Source organism: Gluconobacter morbifer G707 (assembly GCF_000234355.1).
Taxonomy (GTDB): Bacteria; Pseudomonadota; Alphaproteobacteria; order Acetobacterales; family Acetobacteraceae; genus Gluconobacter; species Gluconobacter morbifer.
In genome coordinates, this window is the sequence record NZ_AGQV01000001.1 from 231,932 (window position 1) to 254,836 (window position 22,905).

At 59.3% G+C, this 22,905-nt stretch carries 21 protein-coding genes and 1 tRNA gene; 9 read left to right on the top strand and 13 right to left on the bottom strand.

The window, feature by feature from the left end:
• Positions 1–415 precede the first annotated feature (415 nt).
• Positions 416–592: a hypothetical protein gene (locus GMO_RS14320; protein WP_175282557.1), complete on the top strand. Its 177-nt coding sequence runs from the start codon at positions 416–418 to the stop codon at positions 590–592.
• 168 nt (positions 593–760) lie between these two features.
• On the opposite strand, the gene GMO_RS00960 is transcribed toward GMO_RS14320, so the two are convergent.
• From GMO_RS00960 to pxpB, 5 genes are all read right to left on the bottom strand, one after another.
• A complete protein-coding gene (locus GMO_RS00960; RefSeq protein ID WP_008850364.1) occupies positions 761–2,014 on the bottom strand; it encodes an MFS transporter in 1,254 nt (417 codons plus the stop codon).
• A gap of 98 nt (positions 2,015–2,112) precedes the next feature.
• Positions 2,113–3,033 (bottom strand): DMT family transporter, encoded by a 921-nt coding sequence (locus tag GMO_RS00965; RefSeq protein ID WP_040507582.1) that lies wholly within the window; start codon positions 3,031–3,033, stop codon positions 2,113–2,115.
• Between the two features lie 164 nt (positions 3,034–3,197).
• Positions 3,198–3,965, bottom strand: coding sequence for a LamB/YcsF family protein (locus GMO_RS00970; protein WP_008850366.1), 768 nt, complete (start codon positions 3,963–3,965; stop codon positions 3,198–3,200).
• Complete coding sequence (locus GMO_RS00975) at positions 3,962–4,966, bottom strand: 5-oxoprolinase subunit C family protein (RefSeq protein ID WP_008850367.1); 1,005 nt, start codon at positions 4,964–4,966, stop codon at positions 3,962–3,964. The genes GMO_RS00970 and GMO_RS00975 overlap by 4 nt, the downstream gene beginning before the upstream one ends.
• Positions 4,963–5,595, bottom strand: coding sequence for a 5-oxoprolinase subunit PxpB (pxpB, locus tag GMO_RS00980; RefSeq protein WP_083813602.1), 633 nt, complete (start codon positions 5,593–5,595; stop codon positions 4,963–4,965). Before pxpB ends, GMO_RS00975 begins: the two co-directional genes overlap by 4 nt.
• 377 nt (positions 5,596–5,972) lie before the next feature.
• Between pxpB and GMO_RS00985 the strand changes: the two genes are divergently transcribed.
• Genes GMO_RS00985 through GMO_RS01000 form a run of 4 tightly spaced genes read left to right on the top strand, consistent with a single transcriptional unit; the run spans position 5,973 to position 8,972 of the window.
• The gene (locus GMO_RS00985; RefSeq protein WP_040507587.1) at positions 5,973–6,728 is read left to right on the top strand and encodes an SDR family oxidoreductase; all 756 of its coding nucleotides are present in this window, start codon (positions 5,973–5,975) and stop codon (positions 6,726–6,728) included.
• Complete coding sequence (locus tag GMO_RS00990; RefSeq protein WP_008850370.1) at positions 6,725–7,177, top strand: acetyl-CoA carboxylase biotin carboxyl carrier protein; 453 nt, start codon at positions 6,725–6,727, stop codon at positions 7,175–7,177. The genes GMO_RS00985 and GMO_RS00990 overlap by 4 nt, the downstream gene beginning before the upstream one ends.
• A complete protein-coding gene (accC, locus tag GMO_RS00995) occupies positions 7,174–8,541 on the top strand; it encodes an acetyl-CoA carboxylase biotin carboxylase subunit (protein WP_040507324.1) in 1,368 nt (455 codons plus the stop codon). Before GMO_RS00990 ends, accC begins: the two co-directional genes overlap by 4 nt.
• On the top strand, positions 8,538–8,972 hold the full coding sequence (locus GMO_RS01000) for a biotin/lipoyl-containing protein (RefSeq protein WP_008850372.1): 435 nt from the start codon (positions 8,538–8,540) through the stop codon (positions 8,970–8,972). Before accC ends, GMO_RS01000 begins: the two co-directional genes overlap by 4 nt.
• A gap of 98 nt (positions 8,973–9,070) precedes the next feature.
• On the opposite strand, the gene GMO_RS01005 is transcribed toward GMO_RS01000, so the two are convergent.
• Complete coding sequence (locus tag GMO_RS01005) at positions 9,071–10,273, bottom strand: pyridoxal phosphate-dependent aminotransferase (RefSeq protein WP_040507590.1); 1,203 nt, start codon at positions 10,271–10,273, stop codon at positions 9,071–9,073.
• Between the two features lie 234 nt (positions 10,274–10,507).
• Here GMO_RS01005 and GMO_RS01010 point away from each other — a divergent pair, with 234 nt between their 5' ends.
• Entirely contained in the window at positions 10,508–11,950 is a 1,443-nt protein-coding gene (locus tag GMO_RS01010) for an aspartate ammonia-lyase (protein ID WP_245528402.1), read from the top strand.
• On the opposite strand, the gene GMO_RS01015 is transcribed toward GMO_RS01010, so the two are convergent.
• Positions 11,940–12,881 carry a LysR substrate-binding domain-containing protein gene (locus GMO_RS01015; protein WP_040507325.1) on the bottom strand — a complete coding sequence of 314 codons (942 nt, stop codon included), beginning with the start codon at positions 12,879–12,881 and terminating at the stop codon, positions 11,940–11,942. The genes GMO_RS01010 and GMO_RS01015 overlap by 11 nt on opposite strands.
• A 287-nt stretch (positions 12,882–13,168) precedes the next feature.
• Here GMO_RS01015 and GMO_RS01020 point away from each other — a divergent pair, with 287 nt between their 5' ends.
• A complete protein-coding gene (locus tag GMO_RS01020) occupies positions 13,169–15,646 on the top strand; it encodes a TonB-dependent receptor plug domain-containing protein (RefSeq protein WP_040507326.1) in 2,478 nt (825 codons plus the stop codon).
• 226 nt (positions 15,647–15,872) lie between these two features.
• Here GMO_RS01020 and GMO_RS01025 read toward each other — a convergent pair whose 3' ends face one another.
• Entirely contained in the window at positions 15,873–16,481 is a 609-nt protein-coding gene (locus GMO_RS01025) for a TetR/AcrR family transcriptional regulator (protein WP_008850378.1), read from the bottom strand.
• Positions 16,482–16,581: 100 nt separating this feature from the next.
• On the opposite strand from GMO_RS01025, the gene GMO_RS01030 reads away from it, so the two are divergent.
• Positions 16,582–17,988 carry a coniferyl aldehyde dehydrogenase gene (locus GMO_RS01030; RefSeq protein ID WP_040507594.1) on the top strand — a complete coding sequence of 469 codons (1,407 nt, stop codon included), beginning with the start codon at positions 16,582–16,584 and terminating at the stop codon, positions 17,986–17,988.
• Between the two features lie 521 nt (positions 17,989–18,509).
• Here GMO_RS01030 and GMO_RS01035 read toward each other — a convergent pair.
• From GMO_RS01035 to GMO_RS01045, 3 genes are read right to left on the bottom strand one after another with little or no spacing between them, the layout of a single operon-like run.
• Positions 18,510–18,713: a hypervirulence associated TUDOR domain-containing protein gene (locus GMO_RS01035; RefSeq protein ID WP_008850380.1), complete on the bottom strand. Its 204-nt coding sequence runs from the start codon at positions 18,711–18,713 to the stop codon at positions 18,510–18,512.
• A gap of 44 nt (positions 18,714–18,757) precedes the next feature.
• The gene (locus GMO_RS01040) at positions 18,758–19,243 is read right to left on the bottom strand and encodes a hypothetical protein (RefSeq protein WP_040507327.1); all 486 of its coding nucleotides are present in this window, start codon (positions 19,241–19,243) and stop codon (positions 18,758–18,760) included.
• Positions 19,240–19,692: a hypothetical protein gene (locus GMO_RS01045; protein ID WP_008850382.1), complete on the bottom strand. Its 453-nt coding sequence runs from the start codon at positions 19,690–19,692 to the stop codon at positions 19,240–19,242. Before GMO_RS01045 ends, GMO_RS01040 begins: the two co-directional genes overlap by 4 nt.
• 366 nt (positions 19,693–20,058) lie before the next feature.
• Here GMO_RS01045 and GMO_RS01050 point away from each other — a divergent pair, with 366 nt between their 5' ends.
• Positions 20,059–20,535: a hypothetical protein gene (locus GMO_RS01050; RefSeq protein WP_040507328.1), complete on the top strand. Its 477-nt coding sequence runs from the start codon at positions 20,059–20,061 to the stop codon at positions 20,533–20,535.
• A 437-nt stretch (positions 20,536–20,972) separates the two neighbouring features.
• On the opposite strand, the gene GMO_RS01055 is transcribed toward GMO_RS01050, so the two are convergent.
• Positions 20,973–21,048 (bottom strand) — tRNA-Glu (locus GMO_RS01055).
• Positions 21,049–21,089: 41 nt separating this feature from the next.
• Complete coding sequence (gene recJ / locus GMO_RS01060) at positions 21,090–22,892, bottom strand: single-stranded-DNA-specific exonuclease RecJ (protein ID WP_008850383.1); 1,803 nt, start codon at positions 22,890–22,892, stop codon at positions 21,090–21,092.
• Positions 22,893–22,905: the final 13 nt, after the last annotated feature.

The following is a 22,905-nucleotide window of genomic DNA, read 5'->3' on the forward strand; positions in this document are numbered from 1 at the left end:
GCGCTACAGATGAAAAAGATCTAGCCTCGGATTTTCCGCAGAATAATACTTCCTTGCAGAGGGCCTGTTTTCTGCAGTCTGTGAAGAATCTCACATCTATATGATATTTTATGACTAGGGCTGTTATTTTGGGCGCCTGTCATGCGAAAGGGCCGGAAGCATGGTGCAATGTCCCAGTTTTCCGGGACGGATGGCGAGAGTACCGGGAGGATCATCGGTGCCGGGGCTTCCGGCAGGTGCCGGGGTTGTGAATGCGGGACGTGACGGTCTCTGGATGCCGTTTGCGGAGGTCTGTTGAGGGACCGTGGCGAGATCAGGTTTTTTACATAATCCTTCCTGATCCATATTGCCGTGTCCTGATGAAACTCCGTGCTGTCTCGCGCCTATAAGCCTTCATGTCGCGAGAGGAAACGCCATGAGAAACCGTTGGGCTGTAATGGGTATCGTTATTCTGGCCGCGCTGCTGGTGGGGCTTATGCTGTGGATGAGAAGTCCGGCTCCGGTGACGCCCGCCGAGAACCACACCAAAAATGTTGCACCGCAGGCGATGCTCTGGGGCGGGGATGTCAGGACGCTGGTTCTGGCGGCTTGAGAGCGCCAGCCGTGCGGTGTGCTGGTGTTTCCGGCAGCCGGGCGGCGCGGTTGGCGGGCTTCGAAGCCCTGCGGTACGGACGAGAGCTTCCGGGTCGGTGAGGGGCCGGAGTTCCACAAGGACGTGCGGCTACGGGTGTCTGGACTGATGATCGGTGTGTGATGGCGGTTATGAGCGCATGCTGATGGAATTTCGCACCAGGAGAAGCGACAGTATGCCTGCGACGACAAGGGCGGCGGAGCATGTGTACCACGCCATGTCGAAACGGCCGGTGTAAGAGACGATATAGCCTGTCACGATCGGGGCAAGCAGACCCAGAGAGTTGCTGCAGGTCAGGGTGACGCCTGTGACGGTGCCGATCCTGTCGCCTTCTTCGACAAGGTCGGTCAGGAGGGCCGTGTTAGCGCCATTTGCGGCGATCAGGCAGGCGAGTGAGCCCGCCAGGACCAGCAGGATGGGGGTCATGGTGTGGCATGACGGCAGAAGCCCGATCGTTGAGGCGCCCATCAGGCAGATGGCTACGATGAAGCGCCGGCGGGGCGGGTGAATGCCTTTGCGGAAGACAAGATATTCGAGCGCGCGTCCGATGACGACTGCGCCGGCGGACGCGGCAAGGTAACACAGGGCCGTCCGGTTGCCTGTTCCGGTGATGTCGATGTGAAGTTCGTGGATCAGGTAGAGCGGCATCCAGGACATCACGAGGAACGTCAGGTAGTTCTGGGTACACTGGACGACAAGGACGCCGATGAAGGAGGCGGAGCGGAACAGGTTTTTGACAGAGGCGAAAGAGAAGGCCGTGCGTGAGGACGTGGCTTCTTTTTCCGGCGGTGCGCGATAGACCTGCCACCAGACCGCTGCCCAGACCAGTCCGATGATGCCAAGGGCCACGAATTCGAAGCGCCAGCCGAACAGGTCGATCAGGTAGGCGCCTGCGATCGTGCCGCCTGCGAGGCCGAGCTGCATTCCGGTCAGCAGGATTGTCATGACCGAGCCGCGCTCCCGGGGGAGAGCCCAGTTGCGGACCACTGTTGCGCCGACGCCGAAGGTCGGGGCTTCACCCACGCCCAGCAGGACGCGCATCATCAGGAACTGGACGATATTGTGCGTCATGCCGCCCAGCATCATGGCGAAGGACCAGACCGTGACGGCCAGGCTGCCGATCCGGCGTGCGCCCACGCGGTCCAGCAGGATGGTCGAAGGAAGGTTGAGCAGGAAATATGACCACAGGAAGCTTGACGAGACCCAGCCCATCTGGACCGGAGAGAGGCTGAATTCCTTGCCGAGCGAGGGAAGGGCGATGGAAAGTGCGGCCCTGTCACCGTAGCTGATGACGTACATCAGGAAGACCAGGAAGAAGAATATGTAGCGGGAAGGAACGTTCCGGAACCGGGATGTCACGGTCATGGTCTTGCCTGTCATCATGCTGCCGACCTCCTGCTGTTTCGGGTGTTGCGGGACTGTCCCTGAAAGGAACAGTCAGTATGGGAAAAGGGGTGGGATGAAGCCGGGACGGGGCAAGGTCAGGAGCCCTCTGCCGCGTCCACGGTGCCGAGGACGGCCGTGCGGACCGCTGCCGGACGATCATGACGCAGCATCCAGATGCCCGATCCGATGATCAGCAGGGCGCCGGCCAGCATTGCGATACCGGGGATTTCGCCGAAGCCGAGCCAGCCGATCAGCGCCGCCCAGAGCAGGCCCGTATAGGCGAACGGGCCAATGGCGGAGACCTGTGCGGAGGCGAAGGCTTCTGTCTGGAGGACCTGTGCGATACCGGCGAAGGCGCCGACCACGACAAGGCAGAGCGCGTCTTTCAGGCCGGGCATGATCCCGATGAAAGGGAGGGGGGCGGCTGTCATGACCGTCATGAGGATGGCCTGCCACAGGGCGATCGTCGTGCTGGCCTCGGTGGCGGAAAGCTGGCGGATCTGCATCGTGGTCAGAGCGCCGACGGCGCCCTGCGCGAGTGCGATGAGGTAGATGATGGTCGAGACGGACCCGGCTGCGCCTGTGTTGAGGAGGCCCTTGCCGAGCGCGACAACAACCACGCCGGAAAACCCGATGAGGACTGCGATCCAGCGCTGCAGGCCGGGGCGTTCATGCAGAAGGGGAATGGACAGCAGGACGAGGAAGAGCGGCTGCGTGTAGGAGAGGACCTGCTGTTCCGCCAGGGGGAGGCGCGTGACGGTCACGACGACCATGATCATGCTGATCAGACCGATGACCGAGCGGAGAAGATGGCCTTGGAAATGATGCGTTCTGAGAACGATCTTCGTGCGTGAGGCGATGATGAGGACGAACGGGAGAGAAAACAGGTTACGGAAGAAAATGATTTCCAGGGCCGGAAGCCGTGATCCCGTCAGTTTCTGCAGGGCGTTGAGGGCTGCCGTGAAGAAGGTTGCCGATGCGAGCAGCAGTGCGCCGCGTTTCAGATCATGCTTCATCATGAAATCAACCTCGATGCACGATACTGATGCAGCGGTGCTTTGCAGCGAACTGGGACAATCTGGTGACCTGCCGGAATGACTATGTTTTGAAAACGTAATGCAGATTCCGCAGCCTGAGGCATAGCAGTTCGCTGCGACGTGATATGAAATTCTTATGGATGTCAGTCATCCAGGCGGCAGGCGGGGGTGAGAATGGCGCCGGTGGCCTCGATTTCCGCCCGGATGGCTCTGGCGAGTTCCAGGGAACCGGGTGTGTCGCTGTGGACGAGAATGGACTTCGCCTTCACGGGCAGGCGGGAGCCGGTGGCCGTTGTGACCGAGCCGTCTTCAAGGAACTGCCAGACGCGGGCGCGGATGGCGGACAGGTCGTGGATGACGGCGCCGGGCTGACCGCGGGGGACGAGTGTGCCCTGATCGGTATAGGCGCGGTCGGCGAGGAAGAGGGTCCGGGTCCGCAGTCCCGCTTTTTCCGCTGCACGTTCAGTCAGCTGGCCTGACATGCAGAAGACGGTCAGTTCACGGTCCAGGGCGGCGATGGCGCGTGTCAGGCGCAGGGCCAGGGCTTCATCGGCGTTGGCCATGTTGCCGAAGGCGGCATGGTAGCTGACATGCGTCACTCGGTGGCCGTGAAGGGCGGCTAGGCTCTGGAGAGCGCCGATCTGGTAAACCATCATGGATTCCATATCGGCGTCGGAGACCGTCATGGCGCGCCGTCCGAAGCCCATCAGATCCGGCAGGCCCGGATGAGCGCCGATTCCGACGCCCTTTTCTTTCGCCTTGCGGACTGTCTCGTTCATGATCGCGTAATCACCGGCATGAAAGCCGCAGGCGATGTTCGCGGAAGAGACAACGTCCATCAGTCCGTCATCATCGGCAATTTTCCAGCGGCCGAAACCTTCACCCATGTCGGAATTGAGGTCGATTTTCATGCTTTGCTTCCGATTCTGCTGCCGTTGCGGGACTGGGCGGACTGACGGTAGAGGGTCGCCATCATGCGCAGATCATCAAGATAGGCCCTGATGGGCTGCATGGCGGCGATGCCTGTCTGGTGGTCGACGTCCTGAAAGCGGATCCGGGTTCCGATGCGTGCCTGGGCGAGGCGCCAGAGATCGGCTTCGATCACGGTGGCGATACGGGGATAACCGCCGGCCGTATTAGCGTCGGCAAGCTGCACGATGGGTTCACCGGCGGGTGGAACCTGCACGATGCCGGGGATGATGCCGTAGGACCGCAGTTCCACCCGTTTCTGCAGGCTCAGGGGCGCACCGCTGAGACGGTAGCCCACGCGGTTGCTCTGCGGGGTGATGCGCCAGGCTTCCTCCCAGAAACGCTTCCGGGACTCTTCATCGAAGCGCAGATAATCCGTGCCCGGGATGGCGCGCAGGGTGATGGTTTTTTCGCCTGCTGATGCGCTTCCCAGAACGGCGGAAGGTGAAACGGCGCCGTATCCTGACAGAATGGTCGTTGCGGGATGTGTTTCCAGTGTGTCGCCGGTTTCGAGAAAGCGTCCGTCAAGGCCGCCGAAGCCGCCACGGAGCTGTGTGCTGCGCGAGCCGAGAACGACCGGTACCTGGATGCCGCCGCCGAGGCAGACATATCCACGGGCGCCTGCTGACGGGATACCGATGCGCAGGACCTGTCCGGCCTGAGCGGTGGCCACGGACCAAGACAGGACCGGCTCACCGTCCAGTTCGAGCGGAGCAGTGATCCCGGTGACGGCGAAGTTGGTTGGCGTTTCGAACCTGATGACGAAGGGGTAGGTCTGCAGTTCGATGCAGGCGGCGTCCGGTTCGTTGCCGAGAAGCGTATTGCCGATCTGGAGGGCCAGCGGGTCCATGACACCGGAGCTGCCGACGCCGAGATTGCGGTATCCCGGACGTCCCGGATCCTGCACGGTGTTGAGCGGTGCGGTCTCGAGGATCGTGATCACAGGTCGATGCTTTCCGGATAAAAGCGGATGCGGTCCCCGATGGCGAAGAGGGAGGGAGGCTTCCGGTGAGGATCGAAAAGGCAGATTTCGGTGTAACCGATCGAATTCCAGCCATTCGGTCCGGTCAGGGCGGAGATCCCGGCCTGCATGCCGCCGATTGTCACGGTGCCGGCTGGCATGTTCAGGGAGGGGACGGATTTGCGCGGGGTGGCGATGCGTGGGTCCAGCCCGTGCAGATAGCCGAAGCCGGGTGCGCTGCCGACGGCGCAGACCGTATATTCCCCGGCGTGATGGAGGGCGATGACCTCCTCGGGGGACAGGCCGGTATGGGCTGCGACGGCTGCCAGATCGTCTCCGCGCTCGCCCCCGTACTGGACGCCGATGTCGAAGACGCGGCCTTCGATCTGCAGGGGGGGTAATGTCTCCCAGGCTTCGCGCAGCCAGTGTACGATCCGTTCCGGCTGTTCGGGGGGCTGGGAGAAAATCAGCAGGAGATTGGTCACGCCCGGGACGAGTTCCTGAATGTCGGGGCGTTTTTCAGCATGGGCGATGAGGGCCCAGATACGCTGCTGCTGGGTCATGGTGAATGCGCCGGGCGCCTCGAACAGCATGGCGCGCGTGCCCATCATGCTGATGACGGGGGCGCTGGAGTCCTGATGCTGGTCCAGCAGGTGTCGCGTATCGGAGCTCAAGGCATTCAGTTCCCGGGGCTATGACAGGTTCTGTCGCCGTCAATGATTCCATCATCGAGGCGGTATCGTAACGATATGTCTGACGGGCACCGTGGTGACCAGAGGCATTTGAGGTTTAATGTCATCGGATTATCTTATGGGTCATGTCGAGGTGGTTCGGCTTCCATCGGATTATGTTATGGGGCAAGAACGAACTGCTCTTGGTGTTTGTAAAACAACTCCATTAGCCTCGACAGAATATTATACCGGAGGGGCCGTATTCCATGCGGTCCGGTCGGTGATTTCCCTTTATTCCAGAAATGGGTCCCATTCGCATGAGCAATACTCCTTATCGCACCGCTCTCGTTACTGGCGCTTCTTCCGGGATTGGCGCTGCCATCGTGCGCCGGCTGAGCGAAAGCGGCATCAAGGTTCATGCTCTGGCGCGGGATGCAAAGCGTCTTGAAGATCTGGCCAAGGAGACGGGCTGCGTTCCTCACGCCGTCAGCGTGTCGGATCAGGCCGGTCTGGAGGCTCTGCTCAGCGGTCTGGAAATCGATGTGCTGGTCAACAATGCCGGTCAGTCCCGCACGGGCAACATCACCAAGACCACGCCGGAAGACATCGATGCCCTGGTTGATGTGAACCTGCGTGCGGTTCTGCAGCTTACGCGTCTGGTCGTGGCGGGCATGATCGAGCGTGATCGTGGGCATATCGTCAATATCAGCTCGATTGCCGGGCATTATGCCTTTGCGGGTGGCAACACCGTTTATCATGCGACCAAGGCAGGGGTGCATTCGCTGTCCCAGCAGCTGCGCTGTGATCTGTTCGGGCGCCACATCCGCGTGACGGAAGTTTCTCCGGCCCGTGTGGAGACCGAGGTTTTTGGCCGTCTGATCGGTGACATGGCCGAGGCGAAGAAGCGTTTCTTTGACGAGTACGAGTCCCTGCTGCCGGAAGACATTGCAAATTCCGTTGCCTTTGCCGTTCTGGCGCCCCAGCGCATGAATGTCAGTTTCATGGAAGTGCTGCCCACGATGCAGGTGGTCGGCGGCCTGAATTTTGCGAAGAAAACCTCTACCCCGGCATGACGGCCGTGGATATTGCGCAGATCAAACGCCTGATCGACCTTATGTCCCGGGCTCCGGTTGCGGAGCTTGAGATTGAGGAAAACGGATGGAAAATCCGTCTGGCACGTGGAGCGGGGGATGCGGGGGCGGTAACGCCTTCCGTGGCTTCTGTGCCTGCATCCGTGCTGGAACAGGTGGTTCCCGCCAAGGCTGCGCCGGTGGCGTCTTCCGGGGCGGACGTGATCATTACTGCGCCGTCCTATGGTGTCTTTCATCTGGCACCTGCTCCGGATGCTTCGCCCTATGTGACCGTCGGTCAGGAGATCGAGGCCGGGCAGCAGGTCGGGCTGCTGGAGGCCATGAAGGTTTTCAACCCCGTGCGTGCGACAGCGCCGGGAAGAATCGCCGAGGTTCTGGTGGATGCGGGTACGGAAGTGGAGGAGGGGACGCCCCTGTTCCGGTTGGCATGAGTGATATGCAGCGTTTCAGAAGAGTCCTGATTGCCAATCGCGGCGAAATAGCTTTGCGCATCCAGCGCGCCTGCCGTCAGCTTGGTCTGGAGACGGTGGCTGTCCATTCGGAAGCTGATGCCGACAGCCGTCATGTGCGCGAGGCGGATATTGCCCTCTGTATTGGTCCGGCTGCGGCTTCGAAGAGCTATCTCGATGCGGACGGGTTGCTTCTTGCCGCGAAAGTGACCCGGGCGGATGCGATACATCCGGGGTATGGGTTCCTGTCGGAAAATGCGGACTTTGCTGATGCCGTGGAAGCGGCGGGTCTGACGTTCATTGGCCCGACGGGCGCGTCCATTCGCATGATGGGTGACAAGATCACCGCAAAGCGTGCCATGCAGGAGGCCGGCGTGCCCTGTGTTCCTGGTTCTGACGGACCGTTGCCTGCGGCGGCGGCAGAGGTGCGGGCCATTGCGCAGGCGGTTGGTTTTCCTGTGATCGTCAAGGCGTCAGGCGGTGGCGGCGGTCGCGGGATGCGGGTGGTGCATGGTCTGGATGAACTGGAAGAGGCTGTTTCCCTCACCGCGAAAGAGGCGCAGCAGGCATTCGGAAATCCGACGCTGTATCTCGAACGGTACATGCAGAAGCCCCGTCATGTTGAAATCCAGGTTCTGTGCGATACGCATGGTACGGCCTTGTGGCTCGGAGCGCGGGACTGCTCTTTGCAGCGGCGGCATCAGAAGGTTCTGGAAGAAGCGCCTGCGCCCGGTATTCCGCCGGAGACCATTGCGGAGATCGGGGAGCGCTGTGCCCGGGCCTGTCGTCAGATCGGCTATCGCGGGGCGGGGACGTTCGAGTTCCTGTATGAAGACGGGATTTTTGCATTCATCGAGATGAATACCCGTGTGCAGGTCGAGCATCCCGTGACCGAGGAAATCACCGGCATCGATATTGTTGCGCAGCAGCTGCGCATTGCACAGGGTGAGGCGCTGGCCTTCCGGCAGGAGGATGTCCGGATGCATGGCCATGCGATCGAGTGCCGTCTTAATGCCGAGGATGCGAAAACCTTCCTGCCGTCCCCCGGAACCGTGACGCGGTGGGACCTTCCGGGTGGGCCGGGCGTCCGGATCGATACGCATGTGGTCAACGGTTATACGGTTCAGCCTTATTATGATTCCCTGATCGGGAAGATCATCAGCTATGGCGCGAGCCGGGATGAAGCCATTGCCCGGATGCGGATTGCATTGGCGGAAATGTGCGTCGAGGGAATTTCGACGAATATTGGCCTGCACCAGGCGCTGCTGGATGATCCGCAGTTCCGGAAGGGTGGCGTGAATATCCACTATCTGGAGCGCTGGCTGGCAGAAAGGGCGGATTCATGAAAACTTCGGAAAAGCGTGGTCCTGCTTTCGACGTGCTGCCTTCGCCAGAGGACATCAGCCAGATCGCGGTCTGGATGCAGCAGGCAGGGCTTGAGACGCTGGAGCTGTCTGACGGTAAAGGGGCGCGGCTGTTTCTTCGGGTGGCAGGTGGGTCGGTCAGCAGGCCGATCCCGCATGAAGAAACGGCGCCAGCCGAGCCTTCAGCACGTGGCATTGCGGTCAAGGCGCCCTATTTCGGGCATCTCGGCCTGACCGGGCTGGCAAAGCCGGGGAAAATTGTAAAACGGGATGATGTTCTGGCGTTTCTGACGCTGGGAAATCTTCAGATTCCCGTACAGGCGCCCATGGATGGAACTGTTGTGGATGTTCTCGGACAGGATGGTGAACTGGCCGGTTATGGGGCCGTCATCCTGCATCTGGAACCGGCATAGCCTGACGCAGGCTTGCCGGCCCCTCCCGGACAGGGAGGGTTTTTTTTGATCTGTTCTTTTGGGGTGAGGAAGCCTTTCGGGGCTTCCTCATGGCACGCTCAGCTGAGGGAGGTTACGAACTCGGCAATGCGGCGGCAGCCTTCTTTCAGCGTTTCCGGGTCGGTGGCGTAGGAAATGCGGAAGAACGGGCTCATGCCGTAGGCACCGCCCTGAACGGAGGCGACCTGTTTTTCCTCCAGAAGGGCCATGACGAAATCTGCATCCGTCTTGAGGTGGCGTCCTTTGGGGGTTGTCTTGCCGAGACAGGGTGCGATTTCCGGATAGACATAGAACGCGCCCTGCGGGGTATGGCAGGTCACGCCGGGGATGGCGTTGAGCAGTCCGACCACAAGGTCGCGTCGTGCCTGATATTCCGCGGCGCGGTCTTTCAGGAAATCCTGTGGCCCTTCGAGCGCCGCGATGGCTGCGGCCTGTGCCATGGTGTTGATGCCGCTGGTGGACTGGCCCTGCATGTTGTTCATGGCAGCGATCAGGTTGCGCGGGCCGCCGCAGTAACCGACGCGCCAGCCCGTCATGGCGTAGCTTTTGGAGACGCCGTTTACGGTCAGCACGCGGTCTTTCAGGCGGGGTTCGACTTCTGCGAGCGTGCAGAACTCGAAGTCGTCATAGACGAGGTGTTCGTAAATATCGTCCGTCATGATCCACACATGGGGATGCTTCAGCAGGACGGCGGCGATGTCTTCCATCGCTTCACGGGGGCAGCAGGCGCCGGTCGGATTGTTGGGGAAGTTCAGGACGAGCCATTTGGTCTTCGGGGTGATGGCGGCATCCAGGGCTTTCGCGGACAGTCTGAAATTGTCGGAGGCGGGGCAGGGAACCTGTACGATTTTCGCTCCGCAGAGGCGGGCGATGTCCGAATAGCTGATCCAGTATGGTGTTGGCAGAACGACTTCGTCGCCGGTGTTGCAGGTGGCCATCATCGCATCGAAGATGATCTGCTTGGCGCCATTGCCGACGAGGATTTCATCCAGGGCATAATCCAGATGATTTTCGCGGAGGAATTTGGCCTGTATGGCTTTTTTCAGGGCCGGTTTGCCGTCCTGCGGGGGATATTTGGTGTCGCCTCCGCGCGCGGCGTTCACTGCGGCTTCGATGACGTGCGGCGGGGTGGGGAAATCCGGCTCGCCGGATGACAGGCTGACGATCTTGAGGCCTTCCGCCTTGAGTTCGCGTGCCTTGTCGGTCATGGCGGCAGATGCCGAAACCCCGATTCCGTTCAGTCGATCAGCAAAGCCAGGCATTGATGTCTCTCCGTTGCCGCGTGGATCATTGCGCATATGCGTGTCGCGGCTATCGTAAATCGTTTCGCATCTGCCAAGATAGCGCCGAAAATTGTCTGGCCCCATATGACAATCCTATGGGGTTGAATCGAATACGTAATAATAAGGTCTGGAAGGGTCAGGGGTGACAGTCTCCTGATGGCCCTTGTCATGAAAGGGCGTGCTCGGGTTCAATCACAGATCTGGATATCCAAAATGATGACATCTGCCGTCCAGCCAGACGTTCGTATCGAGCGGGATCTGCTTGGTGAAATGCCGATACCGGCCAATGCGCTCTGGGGCGTGCATACGCGCCGTGCCGTTGAGAATTTCCCGATCAGTGGCGAGCCGGTGGGCGCATTTCCGGACTTCATCCGCAGCTTCATCACCATCAAGCGCGCTGCGGCACGGGCGAACAGGGCGCTGGGATATCTGGATCCGGAACGGGCCGATCTGATTGAAACGGCCTGCAGCCTGCTGCTGGAACGGACCGATTACAGCCGGGATTTCATTGTCGATGCCATGCAGGGGGGGGCAGGCACGTCCACCAACATGAATGTCAATGAAGTCATCGCCAATGTCGCTCTCAAACTGGCGGGGCGGGAGCCCGGTGACTATGGGGTTCTGCACCCGAACGACCATGTCAACATGGCGCAGTCCACCAATGATGTTTATCCCACCGCGTTGAGGCTTGGCGTGCTGGACGCAACGCAGCCGCTGCTTGCCGCGCTGGATGGGCTTGCACAGAGTCTTGGAGAAAAGGCCCTGACATTTTCCCCGATCCTGAAAGTCGGGCGGACCCAGCTCCGGGACGCGGTTCCGATGACGCTGGGTCAGGAATTCAGGGCGTTCCAGAGCGCGATCGAGACGGAAATCCGGCAGATCCGGGAGCAGTCCGCAGCTTTTCTGGACGTCAATCTCGGGGGAACGGCCATCGGGACGGGTCTGAACACAGACCCGCGTTATGCCGATATGGTTCTTGAGGAACTCCGGGACCTGACTGGTCTGCCGATCAGAGCTGCCGCCGACAGGATCGAAGCGACGTCAGACGTGGGCGTTTTCGTACTCTTCTCGGGTGTGCTCAAGAGGCTGGCTCTCAAGCTATCCAAGATTTCCAGTGATCTGCGTCTGCTTTCGAGCGGGCCGCGGGCCGGTCTGGGAGAGATCATTCTGCCGGCCGTTCAGGCCGGGTCGTCGATCATGCCGGGGAAGGTCAATCCGGTGATCCCGGAAGCGGTCAACCAGGTTGCCTATCTGGTGGCGGGATATGACGTGACGCTGACCATGTGCGCGGAGGGCGGGCAGTTTCAGCTGAACCCGTTCGAACCCATGATCGGTTACTGTCTCTTTTCGTCTCTGAAGACGTTGACGTCCGCCGTCGAACTTCTGACGACGAAATGCATCTCGGGCATTGTGGCGGATGCGGAGCGCTGTGCGTATCTGTTCAGCCGCAATATTGCGATTGTCACGGCTCTTGTGCCGGTTCTGGGATATGATTTCTGTGCCGGAATTGCCCGCCGGGCCTTGGCTGAGAACCGGACGGTGACGGAACTGGTTCTTCAGGAAAAGCTGTTGTCCAGGGAGGAGCTGGCCGTGCTCCTGCAGCCGGAGCTGCTGACGCGGCCGAATGTCGGAAGGGCCGGCGCTGTTATTCCGTAGAGGGATGTGTTCCGGGCCAGTTTTGGGAGGCGGCCATGGTCTGTGCCAGATCGATCAGGCGTTCGCGGACAGCGACGGAGGCCTCGGTTTCCGGAACCAGGTCCGGAACGCATAGCGAGACATTCTCGCTGATGACAGGATTGCGGAGCGAATAGATGCGGGATTTGCCTTCGACCGCGATCCGGCTGGCAACGGACCAGGGCAGGATCGTGCTGCCAATGCCTTCCAGGATCGCGCCCTGGAGGGTCGTCAGGGCCTCGATTTCCGCGACGATCGTGGGTTCCAGACTTTTGCGGAGGAAGGCCATGTCTATGGCCTTGCGGACAAAGTTGTGCGTGGGCGGAACCAGAAGGGGAATATCCGTGATATCCGCCAGCTGTACGGTGTTCTGCCCGTCATGCGGTATTTCGAGGGAGGAGGGGGCGAGAAGAAAGAATTCTTCCTTCATCAGGGGCGTGAAGCTGACCCCTTTCATGGGGCCGGAGCCATGGATGACTGCCATGTCCAGACGCCCTGTCATGACCAGTTCGCTGTAGATGTCGTCAAAGCTTTCGGTGAGATGCAGGACGATACCGGGAAGTTCTTCCCGGACGCGGCGCAGAAGTTCCACCGACAGGGTGGAGCCGGCGCTGTAGGGCGAAAGTCCGACGGAGACCTTTCCGACAAGGGGACCGGTGCCCTGGATGATCTCGACCATGGCGCGGTCGAACTGTTTGCTGAGGATCTGTACGTGACGGTAGAGAACGGATCCTGCGATTGTCGGGGTGACGCCGCTTTTGCTGCGGATGACCAGTTTCTGGCGGAAGGCAGTTTCAAGCGCGGCCAGCTGCTGGCTCAGTGCGGGCTGGGCGATATTCAACAGATCGGCGGCACGGGAAATGCTGCCGAGGTCGATTATCTTCACGAATGCCTGCAAGCGTCTGATGTCCAACTGGCCGGTTCCCTTATTTTTCCAGAGCCTAATTCGCCATGATCTGCCTCCCGCAACAGAACGTCAATAAAATCGCAAAGGGATGGATGATTTTTTAAGGGTGACGGGCGGGCAGGATATCCGGATATTTCCGGGGGCGCATTTCCTCAGAAGAAGAGCGGGCAGCAGGGGAAAATCGTTGTTTCGGTCTGGGAATATAAATAATCTATATGACGCCAAAACATAACGAATACGTACCATACCTTCATGTTCCTGTAACGGGATTCCGGCGGCTTGAGGGGGATGCAATGTTGAATGGGTCAAATTGGAAACTCTGTCTGGTCGCAGGTGCTGCACTGAGTGCGCTCGTGCCCGATCTGGCCCTGGCGGCGTCAACTGCTACGGCGACATCTACGTCTGTCAGACATCACAAGGTGACCGCCAAGAAGGGCAATGCGGTTCCGGCGCGTGCTGCGCCAGCACATCATGCGCCGACGTCCCTGAATGCTCATGAGATGGAAAGCATCCATGTCGGTGGGCGACAGACGAATTCTGTCTTTTCTCCCGTTACGGCCCGGCACAGTACGACGCAGGTTACGGTGGTTACGGGAGCGGAGCTTCTGAAAACCGGTCAGACCAACGTCCTGTCTGCGCTGGCCCAGGCAAACCCGGCTATTACGACGGCCGCTCTTCCCGGCGGCGGTGCAATTTCCTTCGTCCAGACCATGCAGCTGCGTGGCCAGTCCCCGGATGATACGCTGATCCTGGTCAATGGGCACCGCCGTCATATCGGTGCGAATTTCAACTCGAATGCCGGCACGAACTGGGGCAGTGAACCCAGTGATATTTCCCTGATTCCTGTTTCAGCCATCGACCATATCGAGGTCATTACGGAAGGGGCGTCCGCCCTGTACGGGCAGGATGCCATTGCGGGTGCGGTCAATATCGTTCTCAAGCGCGATACGCATGGTGGCAGCATCAACTTCAAGAACAGTGGCTATTACGCAGGCGACGGGCAGGGACTTGACGGGTCTGCGAACTATGGCATGGCGATCGGAAACCGGGGCGGTTACCTTGATCTTGCGGCGCAGGTGACACATCAGCTTCCCACGACGCGCGGCGGCGATTTCTACGGAACGCTTTTCAGTGATTCGCGTAACGAGACGGCCAATCGCGACGTCCAGCGGGGACTTGGTCTGCCCAAATCGACCCTTGAAACCCTGAGCGAGAACCTTTCCGTTCCGCTGGGAAATGGTTTCAGCGTTTACAGTACGTCCACGTTCTCCCATCGTCGGGCCAATGTGGCGGAAACGTATCGTAGCGCGGCTGACAGCGATACCTGGATCAACACCGATCTGTATCCGAACGGCAACCAGCCTTACATCACCATGGACCAGTATGACTTCGAGACGGATAACGGTATCCGGACTCACAAATTCGGGTTCGCCTGGGATGCTTACGTCACATACGGGCGGGATGCCCAGAAATATGGCACGAAGGATTCCGAGAACGTTTCTCTGCCGGGAAGCACGCAGACATCGTTTTATGACGGTTCTTCCATTGCATCGGAACTGACAAGCGGTATCCGTGGTTCCCGTTCCTTTCACACCGGGCTCCTGCCGCGCCCGATCGATCTGAAATTCGGCGCCGAATACCGGCATGACACGTTCCAGATGACGGAAGGTGAGACGGCTTCCTGGGAAGGGATGGGGGCCACGGACCATCCGGGTAACGTGCCCATGGCTGTGACCAACCAGAACCGTGATGTCTATGAAGGTTTTGCCAATCTCGACTTCTATGTCACGAAGAAATGGGAATGGACGCTTGGCGGGCGTGTCGCGAGTTACAACAATCTGGCGACTGTCGAGACCGGTTCGGTTGGAACGCGGTATAACTTCACCAAGCGCTGGGCTATCCGGGCCAATATCAACAGTGGTTATCGTCCGCCGACGCTGGGTGAAATGTCCTATTTCTATTCGGCGCCTTATCCCGGCTATACGGTTGACCAGGTTCCGGCCAACAGCACCATTGCCAAATATCTGGGCTCTGGCAGCATGAAGGGTGAATATTCGCGCAGCTACAGCATTGGCCTTGATGCGACGCCGGTTAACAACTTCCACATGACGGGAAACCTGTATTACATCGCCATCAATTCCCGTCTTGGCAGCACGAAGACTTACAGCGTTAACACCAGCGACGCTTTTCTTATGAATCTGCTTGCGCAAAACAATCTCGAAAGCGCGACGTCACTGTCCTATTACGCCAATCTCTATAACACGCAGACATTTGGCGGGGATTTCAGTGCGGATTACACTCTGAAGACCCGGAAACTGGGTCAGTTCAGATTTGCGATGGGGATCAACTTCTCGGATACGGAAATCCGTTCGGCCAGGGACGGTTTCGTCAACGAGTACACCAAGGAAATGGTGCTGCATTCTGCGCCCAAGAACCGTGAACAGATCAGCGTGAACTGGAATTACGGCAAATGGTCTGTGTTCGTGCAGGAGATGCGTTACGGATCGATCGTGTACATGGCGGCTCCGACGGGAGCGGGCAGTGTTCCGTTCATGCAGAATCCGGCGCTCATTACCAATCTTGAGGTGGATTACAAGATCCTTCCGCGCTGGACCGTCGGGGTTGGTGCGAATAATCTCGGGAACAAGTATCCGACGCGGATCTCGCCGGCGATTGCGCATACCCAGCAGGGTCTGTCCAAGTATGCGTCCTATTCGCCCTATGGTTTCAATGGCGGGATGTATTACGTAAAAACCTCGATTGATTTCTGATCGACAGACGGCGCCTCCTCAGGGAGGCTGTTCTGAACGTCGCTTCTATGGCCCGGGCGACGTTCATGATGATGTCGGGCATCTGCCGGAATTGCGGTCTGCCGACGAACGGGCCGGCTAACAGTTCCTGTGTGGTCGGTGGGCGTTCGAACTGCCTGTCATCTGACGGGTATTATTTTCCGTCAGACCATCCGCTTCGAAAAGCGGGTATTTTGCCGTAGCGCGATCAATCGCTGCGGCACAGCCCGTCCAGCAGCACATCCAGCGCGGCCCGGACAGGCTCCGGTCCGACCTTTTCCTCGAGAAGCTGGCCGCTGATTGCCAGCATGGCCAGACCATGCACCTGCGCCCAGCTTGCTGCTGCCTGCGCGTTGATAGCGACTTTCCGAAAGCTGCCGTCCTGCTGCCCGGTTTCCAGAAGGTGCAGAAGAATTCCGAATGTGTTCATGGCTGCGTCATGCAACTGCGGATCTATCGTCTTGTCTGCGTCGGAACTGAACATCAGACGGTAAAGACCGGGATTGCGGAGTGCAAACTCAATACAGGCCTGCGCTGTGACCATGAATTGCTCTCGCGTGGAAGACAGCTTCAGGGACATGGCCTCTGTCATGGTGTCTCCGAGCCTGACGAAACCGGTCCGGGCCAGTTCCCGCAGCAGCATCTCGCGATCACGGAAGTGCTTGTAGGGGGCTGCGTGACTGACACCTGTTCGCCGTGCCACTTCCCGTAGCGTGAAGGTCCAGTTCTGGTCTGCGGCCAGCATGGCAAGCGCCGTGTCGATCAGGGCGCGGCGGAGATCTCCGTGATGATAGGGGCGGTCCTTGGTTTCACTCATTCGTGAGGCCTATGTTTACAGAAGAAACTTTCATTGACACCGGATCGTCATGCTCCATATCCTGCCTGTACAAGTTTCTCCTGTAAACATGGAGGACGCGATGTCCGATGTTACTTCTGCTGATCTGCACCGTATTCTCGATCGCCAGCGCGATGCGTTCCTGCATGTTGGTCCACCCGATCTGAAGCAGCGGCGCGGCGATCTGCGGCGTCTGAAAGCTGAAATCCTGAGGCGGCGGACTGACATCGTGCGCGCGCTGAAAACGGATTTCGGCCAGCGGTCGGAACGGGAAAGTGCCATTGTGGAACTGATCCCGCTGGTGCAGTCGATCAATTACATGATTCGGCATGTGGGACACTGGATGAAGCCGGAACGTCGGCACGTCTCGGCTTATTTCCAGTTCGGGCGCGCCTGGGTGCTCCGGCAGCCGGTGGGCGTTGTGGGGATTATTGCGCCTTGGAATTATCCGGTTTCTCTTGCTCTTGTCCCGCTGGCGACGGCGATTGCCGCCGGCAACCGGGCCATGCTCAAACCGTCAGAATTCACACCGGCCACATCGGCGGTGATCGGCGAGATCGTTCAGGCCGTCTTTCCGGCGGAGCAGGTTTCCGTCGTCACGGGAGATGGCGAAGTGGGCTCCGCGTTCTCGGCTCTGCCTTTCGATCATATCCTGTTCACTGGCAGCACGGCGGTTGGAAAGAAGGTTGCTGAGGCGGCGGCGCGTAATCTGACGCCGGTTACGCTTGAACTGGGCGGGAAATCGCCTGTGGTGATCGAGCCCGGCTTTTCCATGCAGCGGGTGGCGGATCGCGTGGTGTTCGGCAAGCTGACCAATGCCGGGCAGACCTGCATCGCGCCCGATTATGTGCTGGTTCATGAAGACGACAGGGAGGCTTTTGCCGCTGCCTATCAGGAGGCTGTCAAAGCGCAGCATCCTGGTGGTTATGTGGGATCTTCTGATTATACGGCCATTCTTAATACGCATCATTACGAGCGGCTGAGCGGTCTGATCGACAATGCCGAAGCACAGGGGGCGCAGGTTATCCGGCTGGGGAATGATTCACGCGAGGAGCATGTTCTGGCTCCCGTGCTGCTGCTGGATGTGACGTCGCAGATGACGGTGATGCAGGAGGAAATTTTCGGGCCTGTCCTGCCTGTGCTGACCTATCGGACACTGGATGAAGCGATTGCCTTCATCAACGGACGTCCGCGTCCTCTGGCTCTGTATTATTTTGGCGATCACTGTTCTGAACGCGCCCGGGTTCTGACGCGCACGGTTTCAGGAAACGTCACCATCAATGGCACCCTGCTGCACATTGCGCAGGATGATCTGCCGTTTGGTGGTGTGGGAGACAGCGGAATCGGGGCGTATCATGGGAAAGAGGGCTTTATGGCGCTCACGCATGCCCGTGGTGTGTACCGGCAGGGTCGTTTCAATGCGGCGACGCTGCTTCAGCCGCCATTTGGCAAGCTCACAGACGTCATTACTGATCTGATCCTGCGCTGACGACGTGCGTTTGGCTCGGGTATTGCGTCGATGTGGAGTTTGCTGGGGGGTGATGGTGTTGTCGGCAGCCTGATACGCCGGGGAAATATTTCGAATGGTGATGCGCTGCGCCTGAAATGGCGTTGCGCGCGGCGGCTTTTTTTAGGCGTCGTATGGCGATGTTCTGCTTGGATAAGATATTTTATGCCGCAGGGTCACGGATGGCTATGTTTTGCGTAGATCATGATTGTGTTCTTGCTTTTTTGGGGGAGTGCTCGGGGTTGGCGCGCGGCAGTTTGTTTTTGTTTGCTCCCGTGGGGGCGGGGAGCAGGTTTTTACTTCGGGATTAGAGGCGCAATCGAGTGCGGCATCGGGGCGCTTGGTTTCAGCCGTATGGACGTCCTGCGCTCATGTCTGTGTGATCGCAGCTGCTGCATGTTCAGCGGCTGTCCCCCGCTAGTGCCTTGCCCGCGTCGGTAGTGACGCCCTTAGCTGAAGCGCTGGGAAAGGCGGACTGTCTGTAAAGCGGGAAGTTCTTAATTTCAGTTTTTCTTCAAAGCGGCTGGTTTGTGCGCGGCTTTTTTCCCGCTTTCCGTTTCTACGAGATATTCCGGATTGGTTTTGGAGGCGGCGACGCGATGGCCTTTAATGACTGTTGGACGTGTAATCTTCTCGACAACATGTCCGTGTGCTTCGCCGCCATGGCTCTTCCAGCTTACATCGTCGCCTTTTTTGAAGTTGGCCATCTTTTCCTCCCATCGGGTTGTTACGGCATTCAGTAATTCAATCCTTAACGTGTCTGGTCCTTGAGGCTGTCTTTTGTTGCGAGGATCAAAAGACCATATGCTGCCAGTAACTGAAGTGGACGCAGTCGCAGGAAAAAGGGTGGGAGGCGTCTTTGCTTTGCAAGATAGAGTTCTCCTGCCAAAGTCGCCAGCATTCCTGCCGGCGCATAACGTTTGAAAACATGATCTGGGGCCATGATCATGCTTAATCCGAAGAAGTGCAGACAGAGAAAGATGACTGGATCAGAAAGCTGGGGGCTTCGGGGATTGTAGAAGGAGGCGCCACGATGCACGCCGCCGAAGAAGCAGAACAGGGCACCTGTCCAGACGCGTATGAAGCGCCGGATCAAGGGACGCGTCGAAACGGGGGCAATTTTAAGAACGATCCAGCAGACTGCCAGCATTGCCACTGCGGCCCAGCCGAGTAAGCCACCTTCAAGGGGCGTTCGGGGGGCTTCGGCTTCTGGTCCGTCATATAACCGTACGGTCATTGCTCGGTGCTTTCCGGGGAGCCGGACAGGGCTCCTGCGGACATACCCAAAACCATTGCGAGATAAATCAGGCACATTTCCGGCTTTGAAAACACCAGTTCCCAGCCAGGGGTAAAGCGTTTGGGTGTTGCCTTGTAATCGACCAGAGCCGATACGGGCCCAAGAGCGAGCGTCGCCAGAAGGCCTCGGACTGACCAGAACTTGCCGCCCAGTGCTCTGTTGTAAAACCAGGCCCAGAAATAGACTGCGCCTGCGTTGGTTGCTGCACCAACGGCAGAATGTTTCAGATCAAGGGCCTGAACTTTGGCTGCATCGTCTCCGTAGAGCCAGTGCGCTGTGCAGTTGATCCCCGGCGCGCCCTGCTGACTACGGCGCCGGCTCAGCAGATATGCTGCTCCGGTGGAGGTGATGGTGCCGTAAAGCGTAATCTTCAGAAGACGTGACAGCATAATGGATACTTGCCCGGAAATGCGTTTGTTCAGGCCGCCCGCGTTTTTTGCAGAGAGGCTGTTGATAATTAAAACGCGCGGTTCTTCTCAGGTTTCCCTTAATGGCTCGCGCCCGGTTCCGGATTCATTGTTTTAAGGAAATCTGATTCAGGCTCTTTGAGGACGCTGAAGATAAGCGACCTGTACGGGCTGACGGGCTGACGGGCGACGAGATGGATCGTCTGTACTCTTTTTTCCGAGGAGCCATTGCGTCCCAGAGAGGTTTTTCCCTGCCCACAACAGATCCAGCGGTCTGCTGTGGGGTTTGCAGCGACTGCCTTGACCCCGACACCGGAAGATGCTCGCCTTTGCCGATAGAAAGGCAAAATGATGCATGACCAAGAAGCTGAGGATATATGCCGGGGTGTCTATATCGACACTAGAAATTACTATCGTCAGTGCGAAGAAAGCCTTGGCAAAGATGCCCTTGGTTTTCGCATCCTGTATGGCCCTCCTTTAGTCAATGCGCCGTTTCTGTTTCTTGGGTATCAGCCGGGAGGTCGAGCCATTGACTGCGCCGAGCATCACGAAACATGGCCGGAGACTTGTGATTATGCGACCCAGAACTGGCCGCTTGCCAAGCAGGTGAGGACAATATGGGGAGCGGATGTCGTGGCCCGCTGTACGGGGCTCAATGCCATCTTCTTCCGGGCACCAAGTATTGCTGCATGGCGTCGGATTGCAAAGCCACTCAGAGAAAACCTTGAGATTTTCAGTCGCCATAATGCGGAGCGCATTGTGCGTGCCCTTCGGCCGGAATGTCTAATTGTCATCGGTCTGAGAACATTCGACTGGCTGACATAGGGCGAACCATCTCTCTATGGAGAAAAAGGCCGGGTGCTTGCGCGTAAAGGGGCCCTTTGGGGATGTATGGCGATAGGAACCGTTCATCTCAGCGGTTCTCGGATAAGCCGGGAAGATCGCGAACGCCTGAGGGCGTACTTCGCCACGTTCCAGACACCACCAAGGATGCAGGAAGGATGCGCTCCATAGGATGCTATCCTTTGAGCCCGTACGACTTGCAAAAGACCGCAGCGCAGCGACTGGCGGAAGCTGGCTGCTCGACTCACGAAATCGCGTCGATAACGAGCCATACCGTGCTTGCGGAGGTGGAGAGATATACCCGCGCCGTCGGGCAAAAGCGGCTTGCGCGTGAGGTGATGCGGAAAATGTCAAATGAAACCGGGGGACTGTCAAACCGTCTAAATAAACGACGGTTTTCTGCGATTTCTTAAAGCCAGTGGCGTCCCGTACGGGATTCGAACCCGTGTTGCCGCCGTGAAAGGGCGGTGTCCTAGGCCTCTAGACGAACGGGACTGGAGGCGTGAGCGGGTGTATAGGTGGCCGTGCTGTTAGCGTCAAGCGCTTGCGGCGTCAGAAATGAAAAAAGTCAGACTTTTTCTTTCCTGCCATGTTTCCGCGCGCAGGGTTCCGGCAACATGCAGCAACGGCATGGTCCGGTCTTCCAGCAGGGCGGCGAAGGGTTTGTCCGCTGCGCGGAAGATCAGACCTTTCAGGCGGGTTCCGCCATCCTCGCCCTGCAGCAGCACGCGGAGCGTGTTGCCATCCTTGCCGATCCTGTCGCTTTTTACGCAGCGGACATTGCTGACGGCCAGAACGGGTTCCGGATTTCCGGGGCCGAATGGCTCCAGACGGGAGAGCTGTTCGGCCACTTCGACCGATGCGCCCCGGAGCGTCATGATGCCATCCAGACGGAGGGCTTCCTGTGGCGGCAGGGCCCGGGCATCCGCGAGGCGTTCGTCCAGCCAGGCATGGAAATCGTCTGCCCTTTCGGCGGCCAGGGAGAAACCGGCCGCCATGGCGTGACCACCGCCCGTGAGGAGGAGGCCGGCCTGTCGGGCCGCGATGATGGCTGTTCCGAGATCGATCCCCGGGACGGAACGCCCGGAGCCCTTGATGATGCCGTCTGTCAGGGCGCCGACAAGGGCGGGGCGGTTGAAGCGTTCCTTCAGCCGTCCTGCCACGATGCCGACGACGCCGGGATGCCAGGATTCTCCATGGAGGAAAATGACTCCATGGCTGGCTTCGAGCTGCTGTTCCGCCTGCTGCATGGCGACGTCGAGGATTGTGCTTTCGACCGTCTGACGTTGACGGTTGACGCGGTCCAGCTCCTCGGCCAGTGCGCGGGCTTCCACGACATCATCCGACAGCAGAAGGCGCAGTCCCAGATCCGCTTTTGCGATCCGGCCTCCCGCATTGATGCGTGGGCCTAGTGCGAACCCGCAGGACATGGCGCTGGCGTCGTCTTTGACGCCGGCAACGGATGACAGCGTGGCCAGACCGAGACGCTCGCCCCGGCTCATGACGCGGAGGCCCTGCATGACCAGCGCGCGGTTCAGGCCGGTGAGGGGCATGACATCGCAGATCGTGGCGAGGGCTGTCAGGTCCAGGCGCTTGAGGAGGTCTGGCGGGGTGCGGCCGTCCGTGAACCAGCCTTCCCGACGCAGGACTCGCAGGGTGGCCACCATAGTCAGGAACGCCACTGCGGTTGCGCAGAGGTCGCCCAGACCGGAGGTGCAGTCCAGACGGTTCGGGTTGACGGTGATGGTGTTGGGGAGGGCTGCGCCATCCGGTTTGTGATGGTCAAGGACAATGATGTCCGTTTGGTCGGCCGCGCCGTTCAGGATGTCGATGGCTGCCGTGCCGCAGTCGATGCAGACCAGTAGCGTTGCGCCTTCGGAGACCAGTTTTTCGAGAGCTGCGGTGTTGGGGCCATATCCTTCGGTAATGCGGTCGGGGATATGTGTTTTGACCGTGCAGCCGAATTCCCGGAGCGTATGGCAGACGAGGGCGGTCCCGCAGGCGCCGTCCACGTCATAATCCCCGAACAGGCCGACATGCTCCTGGTTGCGAACGGCCTGTGCCAGACGTTCCGCGGCGCGGTCCATGTCCTGCAGGCAGGACGGATCGGGCATGGCGTCACGGAGGCGGGGGTCAAGAAAGGAGGCGGCCTCCTGAGGGAGGACGACGCCCCGTGCGGCGAGGATACGGGCCAGAAGTTCCGGAATTGCCGCCTGTTGCGCCAGTTTCAGCACGAGGCGGTTATCGGCTTCAGCCAGTCGGGGATCGCGCCATTCCCAGCGTCTGTTTCCTGCGCTCCGGCTGACGCCGAGAACAGGGGCCGTATCGTCGTCTAACATGCGTCTCCGTTCA